The 19,846-nt window shown below is 71.9% G+C and carries 15 protein-coding genes; 9 read left to right on the forward strand and 6 right to left on the reverse strand.

The window, feature by feature from the left end:
* The first annotated feature begins 109 nt into the window (after window positions 1-109).
* From AWQ71_RS10770 to AWQ71_RS10795, 6 genes are read left to right on the forward strand one after another with little or no spacing between them, the layout of a single operon-like run.
* A complete protein-coding gene (locus AWQ71_RS10770; protein ID WP_067130761.1) occupies window positions 110-433 on the forward strand; it encodes a PadR family transcriptional regulator in 324 nt (107 codons plus the stop codon).
* Window positions 430-1,314, forward strand: coding sequence for a hypothetical protein (locus AWQ71_RS10775; protein WP_067130764.1), 885 nt, complete (start codon window positions 430-432; stop codon window positions 1,312-1,314). Before AWQ71_RS10770 ends, AWQ71_RS10775 begins: the two co-directional genes overlap by 4 nt.
* Window positions 1,315-1,347: 33 nt before the next feature.
* The gene (locus AWQ71_RS10780) at window positions 1,348-2,250 is read left to right on the forward strand and encodes a hypothetical protein (protein WP_157570281.1); all 903 of its coding nucleotides are present in this window, start codon (window positions 1,348-1,350) and stop codon (window positions 2,248-2,250) included.
* A 6-nt stretch (window positions 2,251-2,256) separates the two neighbouring features.
* On the forward strand, window positions 2,257-3,972 hold the full coding sequence (locus tag AWQ71_RS10785) for a peptidoglycan-binding protein (protein ID WP_067130768.1): 1,716 nt from the start codon (window positions 2,257-2,259) through the stop codon (window positions 3,970-3,972).
* Entirely contained in the window at window positions 3,965-4,642 is a 678-nt protein-coding gene (locus tag AWQ71_RS10790; protein WP_067130771.1) for an ABC transporter ATP-binding protein, read from the forward strand. The genes AWQ71_RS10785 and AWQ71_RS10790 overlap by 8 nt, the downstream gene beginning before the upstream one ends.
* Window positions 4,643-5,821, forward strand: coding sequence for an ABC transporter permease (locus tag AWQ71_RS10795; protein ID WP_067130774.1), 1,179 nt, complete (start codon window positions 4,643-4,645; stop codon window positions 5,819-5,821).
* Window positions 5,822-5,846: 25 nt separating this feature from the next.
* Here the strand turns inward: AWQ71_RS10795 and AWQ71_RS10800 are convergent, their stop codons facing one another.
* From AWQ71_RS10800 to AWQ71_RS10820, 5 genes are all read right to left on the reverse strand, one after another.
* Complete coding sequence (locus tag AWQ71_RS10800) at window positions 5,847-6,173, reverse strand: hypothetical protein (protein WP_067130777.1); 327 nt, start codon at window positions 6,171-6,173, stop codon at window positions 5,847-5,849.
* 57 nt (window positions 6,174-6,230) lie between these two features.
* A complete protein-coding gene (locus tag AWQ71_RS10805) occupies window positions 6,231-7,190 on the reverse strand; it encodes an SPFH domain-containing protein (protein ID WP_067130780.1) in 960 nt (319 codons plus the stop codon).
* 150 nt (window positions 7,191-7,340) lie between these two features.
* Complete coding sequence (locus AWQ71_RS10810; RefSeq protein ID WP_067130784.1) at window positions 7,341-9,206, reverse strand: asparagine synthase-related protein; 1,866 nt, start codon at window positions 9,204-9,206, stop codon at window positions 7,341-7,343.
* A 473-nt stretch (window positions 9,207-9,679) separates the two neighbouring features.
* Window positions 9,680-12,208, reverse strand: coding sequence for a DNA gyrase/topoisomerase IV subunit A (locus AWQ71_RS10815; RefSeq protein WP_067130787.1), 2,529 nt, complete (start codon window positions 12,206-12,208; stop codon window positions 9,680-9,682).
* A 349-nt stretch (window positions 12,209-12,557) separates the two neighbouring features.
* Window positions 12,558-13,145: a GNAT family N-acetyltransferase gene (locus AWQ71_RS10820; RefSeq protein WP_084258771.1), complete on the reverse strand. Its 588-nt coding sequence runs from the start codon at window positions 13,143-13,145 to the stop codon at window positions 12,558-12,560.
* 130 nt (window positions 13,146-13,275) lie between these two features.
* Between AWQ71_RS10820 and AWQ71_RS10825 the strand changes: the two genes are divergently transcribed.
* Complete coding sequence (locus AWQ71_RS10825; RefSeq protein ID WP_218001737.1) at window positions 13,276-15,390, forward strand: RecQ family ATP-dependent DNA helicase; 2,115 nt, start codon at window positions 13,276-13,278, stop codon at window positions 15,388-15,390.
* A 73-nt stretch (window positions 15,391-15,463) separates the two neighbouring features.
* Here the strand turns inward: AWQ71_RS10825 and AWQ71_RS10830 are convergent, their stop codons facing one another.
* On the reverse strand, window positions 15,464-16,357 hold the full coding sequence (locus tag AWQ71_RS10830; RefSeq protein WP_067130797.1) for a carbohydrate kinase family protein: 894 nt from the start codon (window positions 16,355-16,357) through the stop codon (window positions 15,464-15,466).
* A gap of 142 nt (window positions 16,358-16,499) precedes the next feature.
* Here AWQ71_RS10830 and AWQ71_RS10835 point away from each other — a divergent pair, with 142 nt between their 5' ends.
* Together AWQ71_RS10835 and AWQ71_RS10840 are read left to right on the forward strand one after the other, a co-directional pair.
* Window positions 16,500-19,193, forward strand: a complete 2,694-nt coding sequence (locus AWQ71_RS10835) for a bifunctional acetate--CoA ligase family protein/GNAT family N-acetyltransferase (RefSeq protein WP_084258772.1) — start codon at window positions 16,500-16,502, stop codon at window positions 19,191-19,193.
* 57 nt (window positions 19,194-19,250) lie between these two features.
* Window positions 19,251-19,841 carry a DUF5998 family protein gene (locus tag AWQ71_RS10840; protein WP_084258773.1) on the forward strand — a complete coding sequence of 197 codons (591 nt, stop codon included), beginning with the start codon at window positions 19,251-19,253 and terminating at the stop codon, window positions 19,839-19,841.
* Window positions 19,842-19,846: the final 5 nt, after the last annotated feature.

The following is a 19,846-nucleotide window of genomic DNA, read 5'->3' on the forward strand; positions in this document are numbered from 1 at the left end:
ACCGGGGGCGGGCACCACCCAACCGCGACCGGGCCGTCCGGAAGAGACACGCTGGAACCCTGTCGTGTGCGGGCATTGCCAAGGCTACGTTGAACGGAATAATAGCCCTATGCCCAGGGGAACGTCGGAAGTCAGCGAGCCGATGTACTTCGTGCTCGCCGCGTTGCGCGGCGGTCCGCTGCACGGTCACGCGATCAGCAAGTCGATCCAGGAGCTGTCCGGGGGCCGGGTCCGGCCTTCGGTCGGCACCCTCTACGGGATCCTGGAGCGGCTCAACGAGCGAGGCGTGATCGCCGTGGACCGCGAGGAGACGGTCAACGGCCGCAACCGGCGCTATTTCCGGATCACCGACACGGGGCAGGCGCTGGTCGAGGCCGAGGCCAGGCGTATGTACGAGGTCGCCTCCCTCATTCTGAGGCCGACCAGCACATGACGGCCCTGGAGCGGCACTATCGCATGCTGCTCATCGCCTACCCGAGGACGTACCGTGCCGCGCACGGCGACGAGATCATCGACGTGCTGCTGGCGTCGGCGGGGCCCACGCGGTCGGTTCCGGCGGTCAGGGAGGCGCTGGGGCTGATCATCGGCGGCATCCGTTCGCGCATCGCCCATCTGGCGACGGGCAGCGCCTGGGCGGACGGGGTGCACCTCGCCGTCACGGCCGTGTCCGCGGCGAACCTGGCCGCTCTGCTGCCATACGCGGGTGTGCTGCCGTGGTGGACGCTGCTGTCGGCGCTCGCGATGCTGGCCGTCCTGCGCGGCCGGCCGAGGGCGGCGTTCGCGCTGACCGCCCTCACCGGGGTCAAGGCGGTGGCAGTCGCCGGCGGTTGGGCGCTGTTCGACCTGACCCTGGTTCCGGTCGCGCCGACGTTCCTGACCGGGGACTTCCTGTTCGAGCGCGGCGGCCCGTTCACGGTGGCCCTCGGGTACGCGGTCGTGCTGCTCGGCCTGCTGGCGCTCGTCTGGCGGGGCGGGCCGCCGCGGGCCAGGTCCTGGTGGTGGTGGCCGGTCGTGCCGGCGCTCGCGTGGGCGGGGCCGGCGTGGATGCCAACCGGCACGCCGTACGCGCTCAGCCTGAGCAGAGTGGCCGTCGAGGTGGCCGTGTTCGCGTTGGCCGTGATGGCGGCCTACCTGGCCCGAGATCTGCGATGGGCGCTCGCCTCGGGCATCTACCTGCTGGTCGCGTCGGGCGAGCTGGGCTCGCATGCCGAATTTCTGACCAGGCAGCACGTGGCCTACTGGGGCGTTCTGGTGCTGCTGACGCTGGGGGCGGTCATCGTGCCGTACCGGCCGCGTCGTCATTGTCTGGATTGACCACACTTCGTTTAACAGAGTATGGTCGCCGCCATGCCTGAAAGATCAACCATGGCCTCGGCCCTGCTGTGTCTTGGTGCGCTGGTCGTTCTCGGCGGCTGCGGGGGCGCGGCCGAGAGCTCCCAGCCGACGCCGAACGCGGCGGCCAAGAACAAGAAGCACCGGCTCGAAGCGGTGAAGGCGGACTGCATGAAGCAGAAGGGCTTCAAGTACGTCGCCTACGTGCCGCCCGAGAGGCCGGAGAGCGACGAGGAGCTCAAGCGCACTTCCGGCGACTACCAGGCGATGCGGAAATATAGCGCCAAATATGGGTTCGGGGTGTTCGCGGAGTTCGCCTACCCCGAGGAGACGAAACGTCGGGCGGACGACGGCAAGGAGGCGGAGAAGGACCCCAACTTCGCGATCCAGGGCAAGCTCTCCGAAGCACAGGCCGGTGCCTATCGGAAGGCGTCCGACGCGTGCGTGAAGGTGGCGGCCAAGCAGGTCCTCGGCAAGGACGTGAAGTCGGACATGGACTTCTACGACGCGATCAACAAGGCGCTGGAGCGCGCCAGGACCGCCACGCTCGACAGCGACCCCAAGCTGGTCGAACTGGCCGCGGGCATGGCCGCCTGCCTGAAGGACAAGGGCTACCCGATCAGCACGACCACACCGTCCGCCATGTCCGGGCGTGGCTTCAAGGTGTTCCTCGACCAGTCGGACAGCCTGGGCAGGAAGCAGCGGGACGACGTGCCGGACGTGGCGCCCCCGGTCAAGGACGGCGAGGCCAGGATGATCTACCCGCCGCAGCTGAGCGTCGCGGAGGCCAGGCCGTACCTGGACAAGGAGATCAAGGCCGCCCTGGACGACCTCGAGTGCGGCAAGGACTTCTACCCGGCGTACTCGCCGAAGGAGAAGGCCGTCGCCCAGCAGGTCAACGACGAATTCGGCATGTGACCCCCCATGAAGTCGCCGCGAAAGCCGCTCATCGGCGCCGTCGCGGCCGTTGTGATCATCGCTGCGATCGGCTGGGTGCTCAGCACCCGTCTACGCTCCCCGGCTGACGAGGCGGCCCGCCGTGCCGCGCCCAAAGCCTCACTGATCACGGCGGCCGTCGAGCGCCGCAAACTCGTCAGCACCGTCGTCGTCAGCGGCACCCTCCAGTACGGCTCGCCGCTTCCCATCTCCCTCGCCGGAGTCGTCGGCGGCGCCTCCGACCTGCAACGCGTCACCCGTGCCCCACGCCGGGGCAAGGTCGTCGAAGGCGCGGCGCTGATGGAAGTCAACGGCCGCCCCGTCTTCGCGGTGCGCGGCACCATGCCGATGCACCGCACGATCGCCCCGGGCACCAGGGGCGACGACGTCAAGCAGCTGCAGAAAGCGCTGCGCAGGCTCGGGTTCGGCGGGCCCGTCTCGGGAGCGTTCGACCAGGCGACCATCGCCGCGGTCACCCGGATGTACCGGAAACGCGGGTACGAGGCCCAGCAGCCCACGCTGACCGATCGGCAGTCGTACGACACGTTGCGCAGGGGCGTACAGGCCGCCGAGGAAACCCTGGCGACCGAGAAGCAGGCGCTCGACCAGGGACGGGATGTGCTGCCGCTGAAGGTCAGGCTCACCAACGCCAAGGCCGATCTGAAGTCGGCCGAAAACGCGCTGGAGGAGGCGAAGGAGCAGGAGACGACCTCCGAGGACGAGACGCGACTGGCGGCGGCGGACGCCGCGGTACGCGCGGCCGAGGAGCGGCTGCTGGCGGCCGAGCAGGAGCTGGCCGCCGCCCTGAACCAGGCGACCGCCGAGCCCGGGGCCAGCCCCACGCCGCGGCCGGCGACCGACACCCGGCTGCTGGAGATGAAGGTCACGAACGCCAGGGCGGATCTGGAGGATGCGCGCCTGGAGCGTGGCCGGGTCCTGGAGGAGTCGGGACGGGGCCGCGACAAGAGGCTGGACGAACTGCGCAAGGGCGTACGGACCGCGCGGGAGGCGGTGCTCACGGCGGAGCAGGCGTTGCGCCAGGCCCGCCGGCTCTCCCCGGCCAAACTCAAGATCGCCAATGCAGGGAAGGATCTGGCCGCGGCCAGATCGATGCTCGCCGAGTTCACGCGGACCTACGGCCCGTCCATCCCGCCGGGCGAGATCGTTTTCCTGCCGAAGCTGCCCGCCCGCGTGCAGAAGGTCGCGGTCAGGGCCGGACAGATGGTCGAGAACGATGTCGCCACGGTGACCAGCTCGACGTTCATGGTCAGCGGCTCGGTCGACACCGCGGAGTCCGACCTGCTGCGTGAGGGGATGCGCGCCACGATCGAGCTCGACACGGGCAAGAAGTATCCCGCGACGGTCACCGCGGTCGGCGAGAAGGCCAAGGTCCCCGGCGAGGAGGAGGGAGCGCAGGGCACGCGACCGGTCCTGCTCACTCCGACCTCGATGAAGGGGCTCAAGGGACTGTCCGGCGCCCCCGTCACGGTCAGGGTGACGGTCGGCGCGACCGAGGAGCCGGTGCTGGTGGTTCCGGTGGCCGCGGTCGTCACCGCGGCCGACGGGAAGGTCCGCGTCCAGGTGGAGTACGCCACCGACAAGACCAGGGAGGTCGAGGTCCGTACGGGGCTGACCGCCGACGGCGCCGTGGAGGTCACCGGCGCGCTCAACGAAGGAGACCGGGTGGTGGTCGGCGGTGCCTGAGCCGGTCATCGAGCTGGACCGGGTCCGTAAGGACTTCCCCTCGCGACCGCCGGTCCGCGCGCTCGCCGACGTGTCGCTGCGCGTGGACCCGGGCGACTACGTGGCCGTCATCGGCCCGTCGGGCTCGGGAAAGTCCACTCTGCTCAACGTGCTCGGCCTGCTGGACCGGCCCACCTCGGGCAGCTACCGGCTCGACGGGACCGAGACCACCGAGCTCGCGGACGGGGCCAGGACCCGGCTGCGCGGCCGCCGGATCGGCTTCGTCTTCCAGTCCTTCCACCTGCTCGCCCACCGCACTGTGGTGGAGAACGTCATGCTCGCCGAGATCTACGGCGATCACGCGCGCAAGGGCAGGCGGGAGCGGGCCCTGGCGGCGCTGGAGCGGGTCGGCCTCGGCCACCGGGTGGGCTTCCTGCCCGACCGGCTGTCCGGGGGAGAACGCCAGCGCGCGGCCATCGCCAGGGCCCTCATGGGGGAGCCGTCGCTGCTGCTGTGCGACGAGCCGACCGGCAACCTCGACAGCCGCAACACCGAGGCGGTGCTCGACCTGTTCGACGAGCTACGCGAGCACGGCCTCACGATCCTGGTCATCACGCACGAGCAGGAGGTCAGCGGTCGGGCCGCGCGCCGGGTGCGGATCACCGACGGCGTGCTGGTGGAGGAGGCGTAGATGGACGTACGCGATCTGGTCGGCGAGGCGTTCGCCGGGATGCTCGCCAGGCCGGTCCGCTCCGCGCTCACCACACTGGGCACCGTGCTGGGCATCACCACGCTGGTGATCACACTGGGTGTGGCCGCCACCGCAGGCAACCAGATCGTCGGCCGGTTCGACGAGCTGGTGGCCACCGCCATCACCGTGGAGGTGCCGGAGTCCAAGCACACGCCGCTGGTGGCGTGGGACGCGATCGACCGGCTGACCCGGCTGCGCGGCGTGGTCTCCGCCGCCGCCGTGGCCGAGAACAAGGACAGCGTGAACCTGTCCGTCCGCTCCAACGACCTCGTGGACCCCACCAGGGTCACCGCGCAGACGCTGACCGTGCTGGCCGCCACGCCCGGCCTGCCCGAGGCGGCCCGCGGCCGGATGACGCGGGGCCGGTTCTTCGACACGGGCCACATCGAGCGCGCGGACCGGGTGGCGGTGCTCGGCGAGCAGGCGGCCAAGATGCTCGGCGTCACCCGGTTGGACCGGGCGCCCGCGATCTTCATCGGGAGGAACGCGTACACGGTGATCGGCATAATGGGCGACCTGCGCCGTGAACGCGACCTGAGCGCCGCGGTGATCGTGCCGCCCAGCGTGGGCAGGCAGTTCGGGCTGCGTGACGTGACCAGGGTGCTCGTCAACACCAGCCTGGGCGCGGCCGACCTCGTCGCCGGGCAGGCGCCCACCGCGCTCAGCCCCGGCAACGGCGACGCGCTGCAGGTGATCGCCCCGCCCAGCCCGACCAGGGCCCGCGACCAGGCGCAGGACGACGTCGACGCGCTCTTCCTGATCCTCGGCCTGGTCTCGCTCGTGGTCGGCGCGGTCGGCATCGCGAACGTCACCCTGGTCACCGTGATGGAGCGGGTGGCCGAGATCGGCCTGCGCCGCTCGCTCGGCGCGGCCCGTCGGCACATCGCCGCCCAGTTTCTGCTGGAGTCCACGCTGACCGGGCTGGCCGGCGGCGTGATCGGCGCCAGCGTGGGCGTGGTCGGCATCGTGGCCATCTCGGCCGCGAAGGAGTGGACCCCGCTCCTCGACGTGTGGCTGGCCGTCGCGGCGCCGGTCGCCGGAGCCGTGGTGGGCCTGCTCGCGGGCCTCTACCCGGCGTTGCGCGCGGCCAGGATGGAACCGGTCGACGCCCTGCGATGAGCGGACGTCGCCCGCCCGACCGCGGTTACTTGGACTCGAGTTCGAGCGTGGCGATCCGGGAGCGCGCCTCCAGCATGGCCTCCCGGTAGCGCTCGTCCCAGTGCGGGTCGTCGTCGGGGATGGCCCGTACGGTCTGCCTGGCCAGTTCCACCGGCCCGTCCCGGCCCTGGGTCATCTGCCTGATGACTACGAGGGTCCAGCCGTTCTCCATCGCCGTGTGGGCCTCCCAACGCGGCGCCTGGCCCGCCGCGCCGCCGGGCTTGGCCCGCACGGCGCCGCGGATCAGGATCACGAGCAGGAAGACCAGGACGGCGACGAGGATCAGGACCGCCGGCAACGCCAGGACCCGCATCGGGACGTGCCTCCCCTCCGCCCGCTCATCGTCGGCGAGCGCTCGGCATGGAGATGATCAGCGGGTGGGCAGGGCCACGCCTCCGGAGTTTCCGGGGGCGTACACGGTGATGCCCTGCGGCAGGGCCTTCAGCTTCTCGATCTCGGCGCAGGTCGGGCACTTGTTGTAGCCGTCCTGGCGCGCCTTGTTGGCGTCGGCCTCGGCCCGGGCCTGGGCGACCTTGGCCTGCGCCTCGGTCACCTTGGCGAAGGCGGCCTGCGCCTGGTCGACCGCGTCCTGGACCTGCTTCGGGAGCGTGACCCGGGAGAGGTTGAAGTGGATGTTGGTGAGGTACTCGGCGCCCAGCGTGCTCTTGAGGTCCTCGGAGAGGCTGGTGTTCACCGCGTTCTGGATCTTGGCGATGTTGGCGTTGTTGCCGAGCTGCTGCAGGCCGGCCTGCTGGCCGCTCGTGTTCTGCACGAGCGAGCACGACGAGACCAGCTCCGCGCAGCGGAAGCTGTTGACCTGGGAGCGCAGGTCGTTGTCGATCACGGGCCGGATGATCTGGTCGAGGAAGGCGGACCAGCCCTCGTCGCTGTCCCAGGGGAAGTACATCCCGCCGCCCGTGGCGCGGAACTTGCGGGTGCCGAACTTGTCGTCGAACGACTTGAGCGTCTCGTGGTCGAGGTTCAGGTTGAAGTAGAGCGTGCCCTCGATGCCCATGTTGACGCCGTCGCTGCTGGGCACGGTCACGACGTCGACGCCGGAGCGCTCGCCGCCGCCGCTGGAGGTGATCGTGTAGTAGCGCTGCTGGGCGGGATAGCGGTGGACCTGGGACCACCATCCGATCCAGGTCACGCTCGACCCCGGCTCGATGATCTGGCGTACCCGGTTGTCGTCGAGGAGGCCGCCGTTGCGGATGACCGCCACCTCGCCGCCTCCCGTGCGCTCGAAGCCGCCGAACGCGCCGATCACGGTTGGTACGGCGGCGACGATGGCCACGATGACTGCCAGGATCGCCCACTTACGGACGCGCATGGGGGGACTCCTCACGAAACGACTGATCGCTCCGCGACGAACGTAGCAGAGCGAGGACGGTTCCGGCCCCTTCCGTACGCACATGGACGGATCGCCGCACATCCGGACCGGACGGCCGGACCCCGCGACCGGCGGCGTCGCGGGGGCGGCTCAGACCGGCAGGGGGATGTGCAGCGGCGGGAGATCGGGAGCGACCGGGTCGGCGAAGGCGTCGGTCAGCATCACCGAGACCGTGTACAGGTGCCAGAAGGCGTCCATCCGCGAGTCCGGCAGCCGGGCCACGCCGCCCTCGTCGACGACGCGCGCCAGCCCGCCGGCCGTCAACGCGCCACCCGGGCCGACGATGCCCGCGTACATCCGGTCGGTCAGTTCCGGTGAAGGCGTCGTCCGCCAGTTCCAGGGCTTGCTCGCCGGGTCGAACGTCCTCGGCGCGGCGGCTTTCGGCGCGGCGGTCTCGGCAGGGCGGGCGCGCCTCGGCAGCCGCAGCCGGAGCCGGTCCATCAGCGTGCGGTCGGAGGACTCGGCGGTGAACCGCCATGGCGTGCCCTCCACCGGGATGTCACGCAACTGGGGCGCGAAAGCGCCGATCACGTCGTGGATGACCGCCTCGGAACGCCGCCACAGCGGATCGATGCTCAGGGCGGTCCGGACGACCAGGTTGTCGAGGAACGGCGGGATGGGGTTCTGGGCGCGCAGCAACGACGCGCGGGACGCCGCGTGCCAGCGGCCCACGCGATACGTCAGGTACAGATGGTCGAGCGCTCCCGCCCCGTCCTCGCGGCAGCGCTCCTGCCACGGGGCCGCCAGGGCGCGGGCATGCTCCCCGGCCTCCTCGGTCAGCAGGTCGGCGTTCTTGCCGAACAGGCTGTTCACCCGGCGCCTGATCGCCTTCGGGTCCGGGTCGGCCTGGTTCTGCAGGAAGCCTCCCCGCAGGATCTCCCCGCCGTGGCCCGACATCCGGGGCGTGGGGTCGTACGGCCCGCCGCCCGGGACGTTCTCGTACGCCGAGAGCATGCCCTCGCAGGCGAACAGCACGTTGTGGCCGCGGACGCGAGGATGGGGGACGACCAGCTCCGTCCCGCTCTTGGACCGTTTCGGCCGGACGACGCGGTGCTCGACGCGGAGCGCCTCCGCGACGCGCGCGGCGAGCACCACGTCGGGGTTGTCGTCGTGCCCCGAGGTCGCCGTCACGAACGGGATGCCCGCCTTGTACAGCAGCGCGGCGAGGAGGCGGCTGTCGCGGCCCCCGGTCAGCGACAGCCGTACCGGCTCCGGGGTGTTCCGCAGCGGTCGTACGGCGGCGAGCAGCGCGTCGGCGAGCTCGTCGATCTGGGCGCGCATCCCGCGCCTGGACGTCGGCACCTCGCGTGGGCCGGGAAGCGGGGACACGGTGATGGTGCGGCGGCCGCCGGTGACGCTGATCTCGGAGGCGGGTCGCAACGCGGCGACCCCGAGAAACGGTGTTTCGTCGGAGAGGAAGTACCCGGCCCGCAGCATGGACTCCATCGCGGGCAGGTCCCAGACGATCTCGGGTCGGCTCGATCCCGTCTCGGCCGCTCTGGCGGCGAGGTGGACGAGCAGCGCGCGGCTGCCGGCGACGTGGACGTCCGGGGTCTCGGCGTAGAAGACGGGGCAGGCCCGGGTGAGCCCGGTGGCCGCGCTCACCTCCCCTTCACCGGCCCGGAAGACCGAGAACACGCCGCCGGTGCGGGCGGCGGCCTCGCCGAGCCGGGGAGCGACCAGCAGCCGGTCCACCTCGCCCGGATCGGCCAGGTGTCCGGTGAGGCCCGCCACCCGGCCACCGCTGGAGCACACGATCGGCAGCCCGTGCCCCTCCGGCTCGTTGGACCAGGACAGCAGCGTGGTGTCACCGGCGGCCGACCGCCATTCGCGTGCGGTCACCGCCTCGGCCGGGACCGGGAAGGCGCGGGTGATGGCCTCGCGCGCCGCGTCGAGTACCGCGGGAGGCAGCGGGGCGCCCGCGCACTTGGCCGCGACCACTAGATGAACGCGCAACACGACCTCCCCGCCAGGTCGATCCGCCCCGTGACCCGCTTGGCGCGGCCGCCGACCGTCGTTCCTGGCGTCGTTCCGCGTGCCGTTCCCCGCGTCGTTCCGGCGGGAGGACGGGCTGCGTTCGGTGGCGCGGTCATGCGGTGGGTGTCCCTTCGATCGGTTACCCACTACTTCGCCGATGCCCCGATTCGTATTCACGGGTGGGACGCGGACGGCGGGAAGAGCGATCGGTTCCACGCCGGAGTACAGGGTGTGATCGAACTGAAGGGACTCGGCCGGCGGCATGAGAAGTCCGGGCCGCCGGTTACGGGATGCCCGCCTCGTCGTACGGGGTGACGACGACGCGCCACGGCGCTCCCGGAGGGGGAGGGCCGTGGCGCGGCGGGTCCGTCCTGAACGCAGGCGTGGCAGCGAGCCTGTCGAGGACGCGGGCGCGGGCGGTGCCGTTCAGGACACGGGTGTGACGGGCCTGGTCAGGAGGCGGGCGTGTGGCCGTCCTCCCCGTGCTGATCGGCCGGGGCCGAGCCGTCGCCCGGGGACGGCGTCAGGTCCGTGCTGCCCAGCGCGCCGCCGATCGCGGCGACCGTGTGCGTGAGCCGGACGCCGGATCCGTCACGGCGGCCCAGTTCCTCGGGCAGCGGGACCGGCTTGCCCACCGAGGACACCGCCTTCACCGGAGCCGGACCGGCCCAGGCGAGCAGCAGCACGTCCTCGCCCTTGAGGAAGCGCTGCGCCCGTACGCCGCCGGTCGCCCGGCCCTTGGGCGGGAACTCGGCGTAGTCGGAGACCTTGCCGCCCCCGACCTGGGTGCCGGGCAGGGCGGTCGAGGAGCCCGCGATCGTGACGACGCGGGCCTCCTGGGTGGGATCGACCACGCCGAACCAGATCACGCGGGCGCCCTCGTCCAGTCGGACGCCCGCCATGCCGCCCGCCGGACGGCCCTGCGGGCGCACCGAGGAGGCGGGGTAACGCAGCATCTGGGCGGTGGAGGTGATGAAGACCAGATCATGATCGGGGGAGGTCAGCTCGACCGCGCCGACGACCGTGTCGCCGTCGCGGAGGCCGATGACCTCGAACTCGTCGCGGTTGGCGGGGTATTCGGGGACGACCCGCTTGACCACGCCCTGGGCGGTGCCGAGCGCGAGACCGGGGCCGTCGGGGTCGAGCGAGCCCAGCCCGACGACGGTCTCGCCCGGGCTCAGCGTCACGAACTCGGAGACCGGATGCCCGCCCGCCAGCGACGGCGGGTTGGCCGAGGGCGGCAGCGTCGGCAGGTCCACCACGGGGACCCGGATCAGCCGTCCCAGCGAGGTGACCACACCCACCTCGGTCCTGACCGTGCAGCGCACCACGGAGACCAGCACGTCGTGCGCGGCGCGCTCGCCCTCCGGGGCGAGCGGCACGGCGTCGGTCGTACGGGCCAGCAGCCCGGTCGAGGACATCAGGACCAGGCACGGGTCGTCGGCCACCTCCAACGGCACCGCCGCGGTGAGCGCGGCTCCCGATGACTCCAGCAGCACGGTGCGGCGCGGCGTGCCGTACGTCTTGGCGATCTCGGCGAGCTCCTTGGAGACGACCTGGCGGAGCCGGTCCTCCGAGGAGAGGATCTCGGTGAGCGCGGCGATCTCCGCGGACAGCGTCTCCTTCTCGCGGTCGAGCTCCAGCTTGTCGAACCGGGTGAGGCGGCGCAGCGGGGTGTCCAGGATGTAGTTCGCCTGGACCTCGCTCAGCTCAAAGGTCTCCATCAGCCCGGCGCGCGCCTGGGCGGTGTCGTCGGAGGAGCGGACGATGCGGATGACCTCGTCGATGTTGAGCAGCGCGATGAGGAGGCCGTCCACCAGGTGGAGCCGCTCCTCGCGCTTGCGGCGGCGGTGAGCCGAGCGGCGGCGCACGACGTCGAGGCGGTGGTCGACGTAGACCTGGAGCAGCTCGCGCAGGCCGAGGGTGCGAGGCTGACCGTCCACCAGTGCCACGTTGTTGATGCCGAAGGTCTCCTCCATCGGCGTCAGCCGGTAGAGCTCCTCCAGCACGGCCTCCGGGTGGAAGCCGTTCTTGACCTCGATGACCATCCGCAGGCCCTTGTGGCGGTCGGTGAGGTCCTTCAGGTCGGCGATGCCATTGAGCTTCTTGGCGGTCACCAGCTCCTTGATCTTGGTGATGACGCGTTCGGGGCCGACGTTGAACGGCAGCTCCGTGATCACGATGCCCTTGCGGCGCGGCGTGACCTGCTCGATCGTGGCCTTGGCCCGCATCTTGAAGGTGCCGCGGCCCTTCTCGTACGCGTCCCTGACGCCGGAGAGGCCGGTGATCGTGCCGCCGGTCGGCAGGTCGGGCCCGGGGACGAAGCGCATCAGCTCTTCGAGTGTGGCGTCCGGCCGCTTGATCAGGTGCCGGGCCGCCGCGATGACCTCGCCCAGGTTGTGCGGCGCCATGTTGGTCGCCATGCCGACCGCGATGCCGGAGGCGCCGTTGACCAGCAGGTTGGGGAACGCCGCGGGCAGGACGGTCGGCTCGGTCTCCTGGCCGTCGTAGTTGGGCTTGAAGTCGACGGTGTCCTCGTCGATCGACTGCACCATGAGCAGTGCCGAGGCGGCGAGCCGGGCCTCGGTGTACCGCATGGCGGCGGGCAGGTCGTCGAGGGAGCCGAAGTTGCCGTGCCCGTCCACCAGGGGCAGCCGCATCGAGAACGGCTGCGCCAAGCGCACCAGCGCGTCGTAGATGGCGGTGTCGCCGTGCGGGTGGAGCTTGCCCATCACGTCGCCGACGACGCGCGAGGACTTGACGTGGCCGCGATCGGGACGCAACCCCATCTCGCTCATCGAGTAGAGGATGCGGCGCTGCACCGGCTTCAACCCGTCGCGGGCGTCCGGGAGCGCGCGCTGGTAGATCACCGAATACGCGTATTCCAGGTAGCTGGCGCGCATCTCCTCGGACACGTCGATGTCGACGATCCGCTCTTCGAAGTCCTCGTCCGGCGGGGGTGTGGTCGTGCGTCGGGCCATATCGAACATTGTGCCGATGACAGGGAGTGGTCGCGACTCAGCGGCGATTCCCGCCCCGCCTAATCCGGTTTAAGTGACTTTTGACGCATTTGGCAGAGATACGTGTTGTTCCTGCCGGTACGACGGGGCAAGGAGGTGAACCTGGTGTTTTGCTCCACTCGCGCGGTGGGGGCCGGTCGGGTGCCCCTGTCACCGTCAGTGGTCACCGCCGTGGCGGACGGTCCCCCGCCGACGTTTCGCGGCGGCGGACCGTCTCAGTGAGCGCCGGGCTCAGCCGGGCTCAGTGAACGCCGGGCCGCCGCCGGGAAAAACGCCGCGTCGCTTCTCGGGCGACCGGGCCTGAGTCGTCTCAGCGGGTGCCGGGCAGCGGGCGCATCGCGCCCGGCCAGGGGCCGGGTGTGCTGCCCTCGTCCTCGTCGCCCGGCACGTTCAGCCGGCTGTCGTAGATCCGGAAGCCGCGGGCCTGGTAGTTCGCCAGCGCCGCCGGGCCGTCGAGGGAGCAGGTGTGGAGCCAGACGCGCCGGGTGGGAGGGAGTCCGGGCCAGCGGTCGGCCATGTCCCAGGCCCGTGCCGTACCGGTCGTGAGGAGGTGACCGCCCAGTCCCTGCCCGATCGCGTACGGCAGCAGCCCGAAGCTGGAGATCTCCACCACGCCGTCGTCCTGGGAGACCAGCTCCACGTAGCCGGCCGGCGTTCCGTCGCGCCAGGCGACCCAGGTCTCGCTGCCCGGCCGGTCCAGCAGGGACATCCACTGCTGCCAGGTCCACGGCAGGCGCTCGGTCCACTGCCAGTCGCCGCCGACGGCGGTGTACAGGAAGCGGTTGAATTCGGGGGAGGGGATCGCCGCGCGCACGATGTCCACGGGCGGTCGCGGCTCCCGCGCCGGCCGCAGATCTCCGGGGTCGGTCTGCTCCAGGTACCAGGTGGTCACGTCCATAGCGGGATTCATCCAACCATGTCCGCCGAACCGAGTCGGCGGGGGCATACCCGGCCGCTCTATCGTCGCGTTGTCCACAAGTGCCGAAGACGGGGCGCGAACAGTCGGAGGGAACTGGTAGCAAAGACCCGTGACAGCAGAAGTGGCAGGGGAAGAGCGGGCGTTGCGCGACGAGGCCGAGGCGCGCCTGCGGGCGCTGGCCGGAGAGGGCGCGCGGCTGCGCGACGACCAGTGGGCGGCGATCAAGGCGCTGGTGATGGACCGGAGGCGCGCCCTGGTCGTGCAGCGCACCGGCTGGGGCAAGTCAGCGGTCTACTTCGTGGCGACCGCACTGCTCCGCGAGCTGGGCGAGGGGCCGACGGTGATCGTCTCCCCGTTGCTGGCCCTCATGCGCAACCAGATCGCGGCCGCCGAGCGCGCCGGCATCCACGCCGCCACGATCAACTCGGCCAACCCCGAGGAGTGGGAGAAGATCTACGCCCAGGTCGCCGAGGGCGTGATCGACGTGCTTCTCGTCAGCCCCGAGCGGCTGAACAACCCCGACTTCCGCGACCAGGTGCTGCCCGAGCTGGCCGAGAGCGCCGGGCTGGTGGTGATCGACGAGGCCCACTGCATCTCCGACTGGGGGCACGATTTCCGGCCCGACTACCGTCGCCTGCGCACGATGCTGACCGAGCTGCCGCCCGGCATCCCCGTCCTCGCCACCACCGCGACCGCCAACGCGCGGGTGACCAGGGACGTCGCCGAGCAGCTCGCGGCGAGTCCCGAGTGGGACGATCCCGCCGCCCCGCTCGTCCTGCGCGGCTCCCTTGAGCGTGAGAGCCTGCACCTGTCCGTCGTGCGGCTGCGCGGGGCGGGGGAGCGTCTGGCGTGGCTGGCCAGGACGCTGAACGAGCTTCCGGGGTCGGGCATCGTCTACACGCTGACCGTGGCCGCCGCCCAGGAGATCGCCGCCTATCTGCGCGAGCAGGGGCACCCGGTGGCCGCGTACTCGGGGCAGACCGAGCCGGCCGAGCGCCTGGCCGCCGAGGAGGACCTGCTCGCCAACCGCATCAAGGCGCTGGTCGCCACCTCCGCCCTGGGCATGGGCTTCGACAAGCCGGACCTCGGTTTCGTCGTCCACGTCGGTGCCCCGTCCTCGCCCGTGGCGTACTACCAGCAGGTCGGCCGCGCGGGCCGCGGCGTGGAGCGGGCGGAGGTGATCCTGCTCCCGGGCGCGGAAGACCGGGAGATCTGGTCCTATTTCGCCTCGCTCGCGTTCCCGCCCGAGCAGGTGGTCCGCGCGACGCTCGCGGCGCTTTCGGAAGAGGGCATGCTCTCGACGGCCGCCCTCGAGACGCGGGTCGATCTCAGCCGGAGCCGGCTGGAGATGATGCTCAAGGTCCTCGACGTGGACGGCGCGGTCCGCCGGGTGAAGGGCGGCTGGGAGGCGACCGGGGAGCCCTGGACGTACGACGCCGAGCGTTATCGCCGGGTCGCCGCCGAGCGTGCGGCCGAGCAGGAGGCCATGCTCGGGTACATCGCGACCACCGAGTGCCGGGAGCAGTTCCTGCGCGGGCACCTCGACGACGAGGCGAGCCCGTGCGGCCGGTGCGACAACTGCACCGGCGCCCACCGCTCGGCGGAGGTCGCGGTCGAGGATGTCCAGGTCGCGCACGACCGCCTGGCCCGCCCCGGGGTGGACCTGGAGGCGCGCCGCCAGTGGCCGACCGGCCTCGCCGACCTGAAGGGCAGGATCAAGCCCGAGCTGGCGGCCGAGACGGGCCGCACGCTCGGCCGGCTCACCGACATCGGCTGGGGCACTCGGCTGCGTGAGCTGTTCGCCGGGCCGGACGGACCGATTCCCGACGACGTGTTCGGCGCGGTGGTGGGCGTGCTCAAGTCCTGGCACTGGCCGACGCGGCCGGTGGCGGTGGTCAGCGTCCCGTCCGTGTCCCACCCGCAGCTCGTGCGGAGCCTGGCCGAGCGGATCGCCGCCATCGGCCGCCTGGACTACCTGGGAGAGCTGGGCTATCGCGGCGGGCCGCCGGGACGGCAGTTCAACAGCGCCCAGCGCGTCGCCGCGGTCCGCGGCACCCTCGCGATGCCGCGCGATCTCGCGGAGCGGATCGCCGCCGCGGGCGGCCCCGTCCTGCTCGTGGACGACCGGGTGGACACCGGGTGGACCATGACGCTCGCCACGGCCCAGATCCGGCACGCGGGCGCCCCCGCCGTCCTTCCGCTCGCCCTCGCCGTGACGTCCTGACGCCGCGCGGGGGCCGGGCGGCACCGGGCCGTGAACGTGGAGCCGCGCGCGGGGAGGCTGGAGGGCGGTGAGGCTAGAGGCGGGGGCGGGCGCCGAGGTAGGAGATGCACTTGGCGGCCAGGGCGTTGCCCGCCGCCAGGGCCTCGGCGGGCGGCTTGCCGGCCAGCCACGGGGGCATGAAGCCGGCGGCGAACGCGTCGCCGGCGCCGGTGCCGTCCACGATCCGGTCGACCGACTCGGCGGGCGCCCGCACCGGCTCGGACCGGTTGTTGGTGTACCAGAGGGCGCCGTCCTTGTTGAGCTTTATCACGACCTGGGGGAACCAGGCGGTGAGCACCTTCGCCGCGGCCGCGGGCTCGTCCCGGCCGGTCAGCACCTTGGCCTGGTCGATGTTGGCGAGCAGCAGCTTGGCGCCGTGGGTCCACTCCAGGAACGGCTCGGCGCCGGTGCGCTCCACCGGCGCGGACGAGGCGCAGTCCACGGAGATGGACATCCCGGCCCGGCGGGCCAGGTCGAGCGCGGCCAGCCCGGCGTCGCGCGAGCCCTCGTTGATGAGCGTGTAGCCGGACACGTGCAGGTGGGCGCCGCCGCTGAACAGGTCGCGTGGCAGGTCCTCGGGGGCGAGGGCGGCGTTGGCCCCGGGGTCGGACAGCATGGTCCGCTCGCCCTTGTGCGTGACGAGCACCACGCAGGTGCCGGTCGGGCGCTCGGGGTCCATCACGAGCCGGGCGTCCACGCCGTAGCCCATCAGCTCCATGTCCCGGTTGCGGCCGGTGATGTCGGCGCCGCGGCGGCCGATGAAGGCCACCTCGTGGCCCTCGACCGCGAGCCAGGACGCGATGTTCGCGCCGGATCCGCCGCCGTGCATCGTCACGACCGCCGGAGTATCGCTCGCCCTCGCGAGGGGGAAGCGGGCGCGCGCGAGTGCGTCGGTCATGAGATCGCCCACCACAACGACCCGCGTCATGATGTCACCACCTTGCCAGCTGCTCGTTGAGGTGAGTCCGCCGGAGGGGGTCGGCGTCCTCGCCGGGCTTTAGGGCTATGCCGAGAAACTTAACAGCTTCTGGCCACGTCGTGGGGGGCGGGTCGCCACTCGCAGGGAGTCGATGCACAAGCGTTGCCCTGCAGAGAGGTGGAGCGCCGGGGCTACTCTCGAATCTGTGGAATCCCGCTACCCCGCCCATTGGGAGGCGGACGTCGTGCTCTCGGACGGCGGAACGGCGCATCTGCGCCCGATCCGGCCGGACGACGCGGATTTGATGCGCGCGTTCTATTCGCGTCTCTCCGCGGAGTCGATCTACTTCCGCTACTTCGGTCCCCGGCCGACACTGAGCGACCGCGAGATCGCCTGGTTCACCAACGTCGACTACGACAACCGGGTCGCGCTCATCGCCACGATCGGCACCGAAATGGTCGCGGTCGTGCGCTACGACCGGGTGCAGCCGGCCGACCACGCCGAGGTGGCGTTCCTCGTGGAGGACGCGCACCAGGGCAGGGGCATGGCGTCCGTGCTGCTCGAACACCTGCGTGCCGCCGCCAGGGAGCGGGGCATCCGCACGTTCATCGCCGACGTGCTGCCCGCCAACCACCGCATGATGGCGATGTTCCGCCAGGCCGGATACACCGCGCAGAGCCACTTCGAGGACGGCGTCGTACGCATGACGCTGGACCTGGCCACCACCGACAGCGCCGTGCAGGTGACGGCGGCGCGCGAGCACCGGGCCGAGGCGCGCTCCATCGAGCGGCTGCTGAAGCCGGAGTCCGTCGCGGTGATCGGCGCCAGCCGCGAGCCGGGCGGCATCGGCCAGACCGTGCTGCGCAACCTGCTCGCCGCCGACTTCACCGGCCCCGTCTACCCCGTGCACCGCGAGGTGAGGGCGGTCGCCGGGGTACGCGCGTACCGGAGCGTGTCGGCGATCGACGGCGAGGTGGACCTCGCGGTTCTCGCGATCCCCGCCGAGGGCGTGCTCGACGTGGTGAAGGAGTGCGCGGAGAAAGGGGTGAAGGGCCTGGTCGTGGTCTCCTCCGGGTTCGGGGAGACCGGGCCGGAGGGGCGTGCCCGCCAGGACGAGCTGGTCCGCATCGCCCGCGCGTACGGCTTGCGCGTGGTGGGCCCCAACTGTCTCGGCATCGCGAACACCGACCCCGCGATCCGCCTCAACGCCACCCTCGCCGCGACGCTGCCGGGACAGGGAAGGGTCGGGTTCTTCAGCCAGTCGGGTGCGCTCGGCACGGCCCTGCTGCAGCGGGTGGCCCAGCGCGGCATGGGCATCTCGACGTTCGTCTCGGCGGGCAACCGCGCCGACGTGTCGGGCAACGACCTCCTGCAGTACTGGGAGGAGGACCCGGCGACCGACGTGATCCTGCTCTACCTGGAATCCCTGGGCAACCCGCGCAAGTTCTTCCGGCTGGCCCGGCGGATCTCCCGCACCAGGCCGGTCGTCGTCGTCAAGAGCCAGGGGGTGCCGACCGGGCACGCGGCCAGGGTGCTCCGCCTGCCCGACACCGCGCTGAGCGCGCTGTTCCAGCAGGCCGGGGTGATCCGGGTGGACGACCTGGCCCAGCTCTTCGACGTCGCGCAGCTGCTGGCCCACCAGCCGCTGCCCGCCGGCCCCCGGGTGGGTGTGGTGAGCAACTCCGACGCGCTCGCGCTGCTCGCCGTCGAGGCCTGCCGCGCCCGGGGTCTGGAACCGGTCCCGCCGGTCAACCTCGGGGCGCGCGCCGGGGGCGCCGAGTTCGCCGCCGCCCTCTCCGGCGTGCTCCCCGACGTGGACGCGGCGGTCGTGATCTACATGCCGCCGATCCCGGGCGGCCACGCCGAGGTCGCCGCCGAGCTGGTCCGGGTCGCCGGGGAGTCCGGCAAGCCGGTGCTGGCCACCTTCCAGGGCGAGCTGGGCATGCCCGTCGAGCTGCGCGTCCCCGGGGAGGGCCCGTCCAGGGGCTCCATCCCGTCCTATCCCGCGCCGGAGGAGGCCGTACGCGCGCTCGCGCACGCCGTCGGCTACGCCCGCTGGCGCGAGCAGCCGGTCGGCACGCCGCCGATGGTCGAGGGCGTGGACACCGCGCGGGCCAGGCGGCTGATCGCCGACGCGCTGGTCCCCGGCACCGAGCAGGTCGAGATCGACGCGACAGAGTTGCTCGCCTGCTACGGCGTCGAGGTGTGGCCCGCCGAGCCGGTCGCCTCGGCCGACGAGGCGGTGGCCGCGGCCACCCGGCTCGGCTGGCCCGTGGCGTTGCGGCCGGTGGCACGGCCCGTGACGGCGGCCGCCGACCCCCATGCGCCCCGCCGGTCCGGCACCGTACGGCTCGGCCTGGGCGAGCCGGGCAGCCTCCGCCAGGCGTACGCCGACCTCGCCGCGACGCTCAGCCCGGGTGCGACGATCGCGGTGCAGCACATGGCGCCGCAGCCGTCGGCCGCCACGGTCGTCGGCGTGCTGCAGGACCGGGACGCCGGGGCGGTGGTGTCCTTCGGGCTGGGTGACGTGGCGGCCCGGCTGCTCGGCGACCGCGCCTACCGGCTGGCCCCGCTCACCACGGAGGACGCCGCCGCGCTCGTGCGCTCGGTGCGGGCCGCGCCGCTGCTCCTCGGCGAGTACGGCTACCCGCCGGTAGCAGTGGACGCGCTGGAGCATCTACTGGTCAGGGTGGGACTCCTCGCCGACGCGCTGCCCGAGGTCCGCCGGATGGACCTGGACGAGGTGCTGGTGGGGGAGACGGCGGTCGTCGTGCTGGGGGCCAGGGCCGTGCTGCGGCCCGAGGTCGGCCCCCGGCTCGACGTCGGACCGCGCCGTCTGCGGTAAGGAGCCGGTTTCGCGTGAGTGTGAAACCGGTGTCCCTTACAGGGCAGGATGGACCCCATGAGGGAAACCCGAGTCTCCGCCGCCGGAATGCGTGAGGCGATCGAGCGCAGCGGCTACTACCCCGACCTGGTCGCCGACGCGGTCGACTCCGCCCTTGGCAAGGAACAGGTCACGGCATACGTCGTGCATCACGAGGCCACCTTCGACCCGGCGATGGAGGTGCGCAGGCACGTCACCGTCCTGGTGCTCACGGCGAGCCGGCTGCTCGTCTGCCACACCGACGAACACCCGCCCGCCGAGGGGATGCCCGCCTCGCACGCCTCCACCACCACTGAGGCCGTACGGCTCAACCGCATCCAGTCGGTCGCCGTCACACGCGTGGTGCCCGACCCGGCCTCGTACGTTCCCGGCGTTCCTCCCACCGAGGCCACGCTGACGATCGGCTGGGGGGCGATCTCGCACGTGGATCTGGAGCCGGCGACCTGTGGCGACGAGAACTGCGAGGCCGACCACGGCTACACGGGGGCCATCACCGCCGACGACCTGTCACTGCGGGTGAGCGACGCGGCCGACGGCCCGGAGGCGGTCGCGCACGTGCTCGAGTTCGCCAAGGCCCTCTCCGAGGCCACCGCCCACGCCGCCGCCTGACCCGT

Origin of the sequence: Microtetraspora malaysiensis, from assembly GCF_001528665.1 — a bacterium.
GTDB classification, from domain to species: domain Bacteria; phylum Actinomycetota; class Actinomycetes; order Streptosporangiales; family Streptosporangiaceae; genus Microtetraspora_A; species Microtetraspora_A malaysiensis.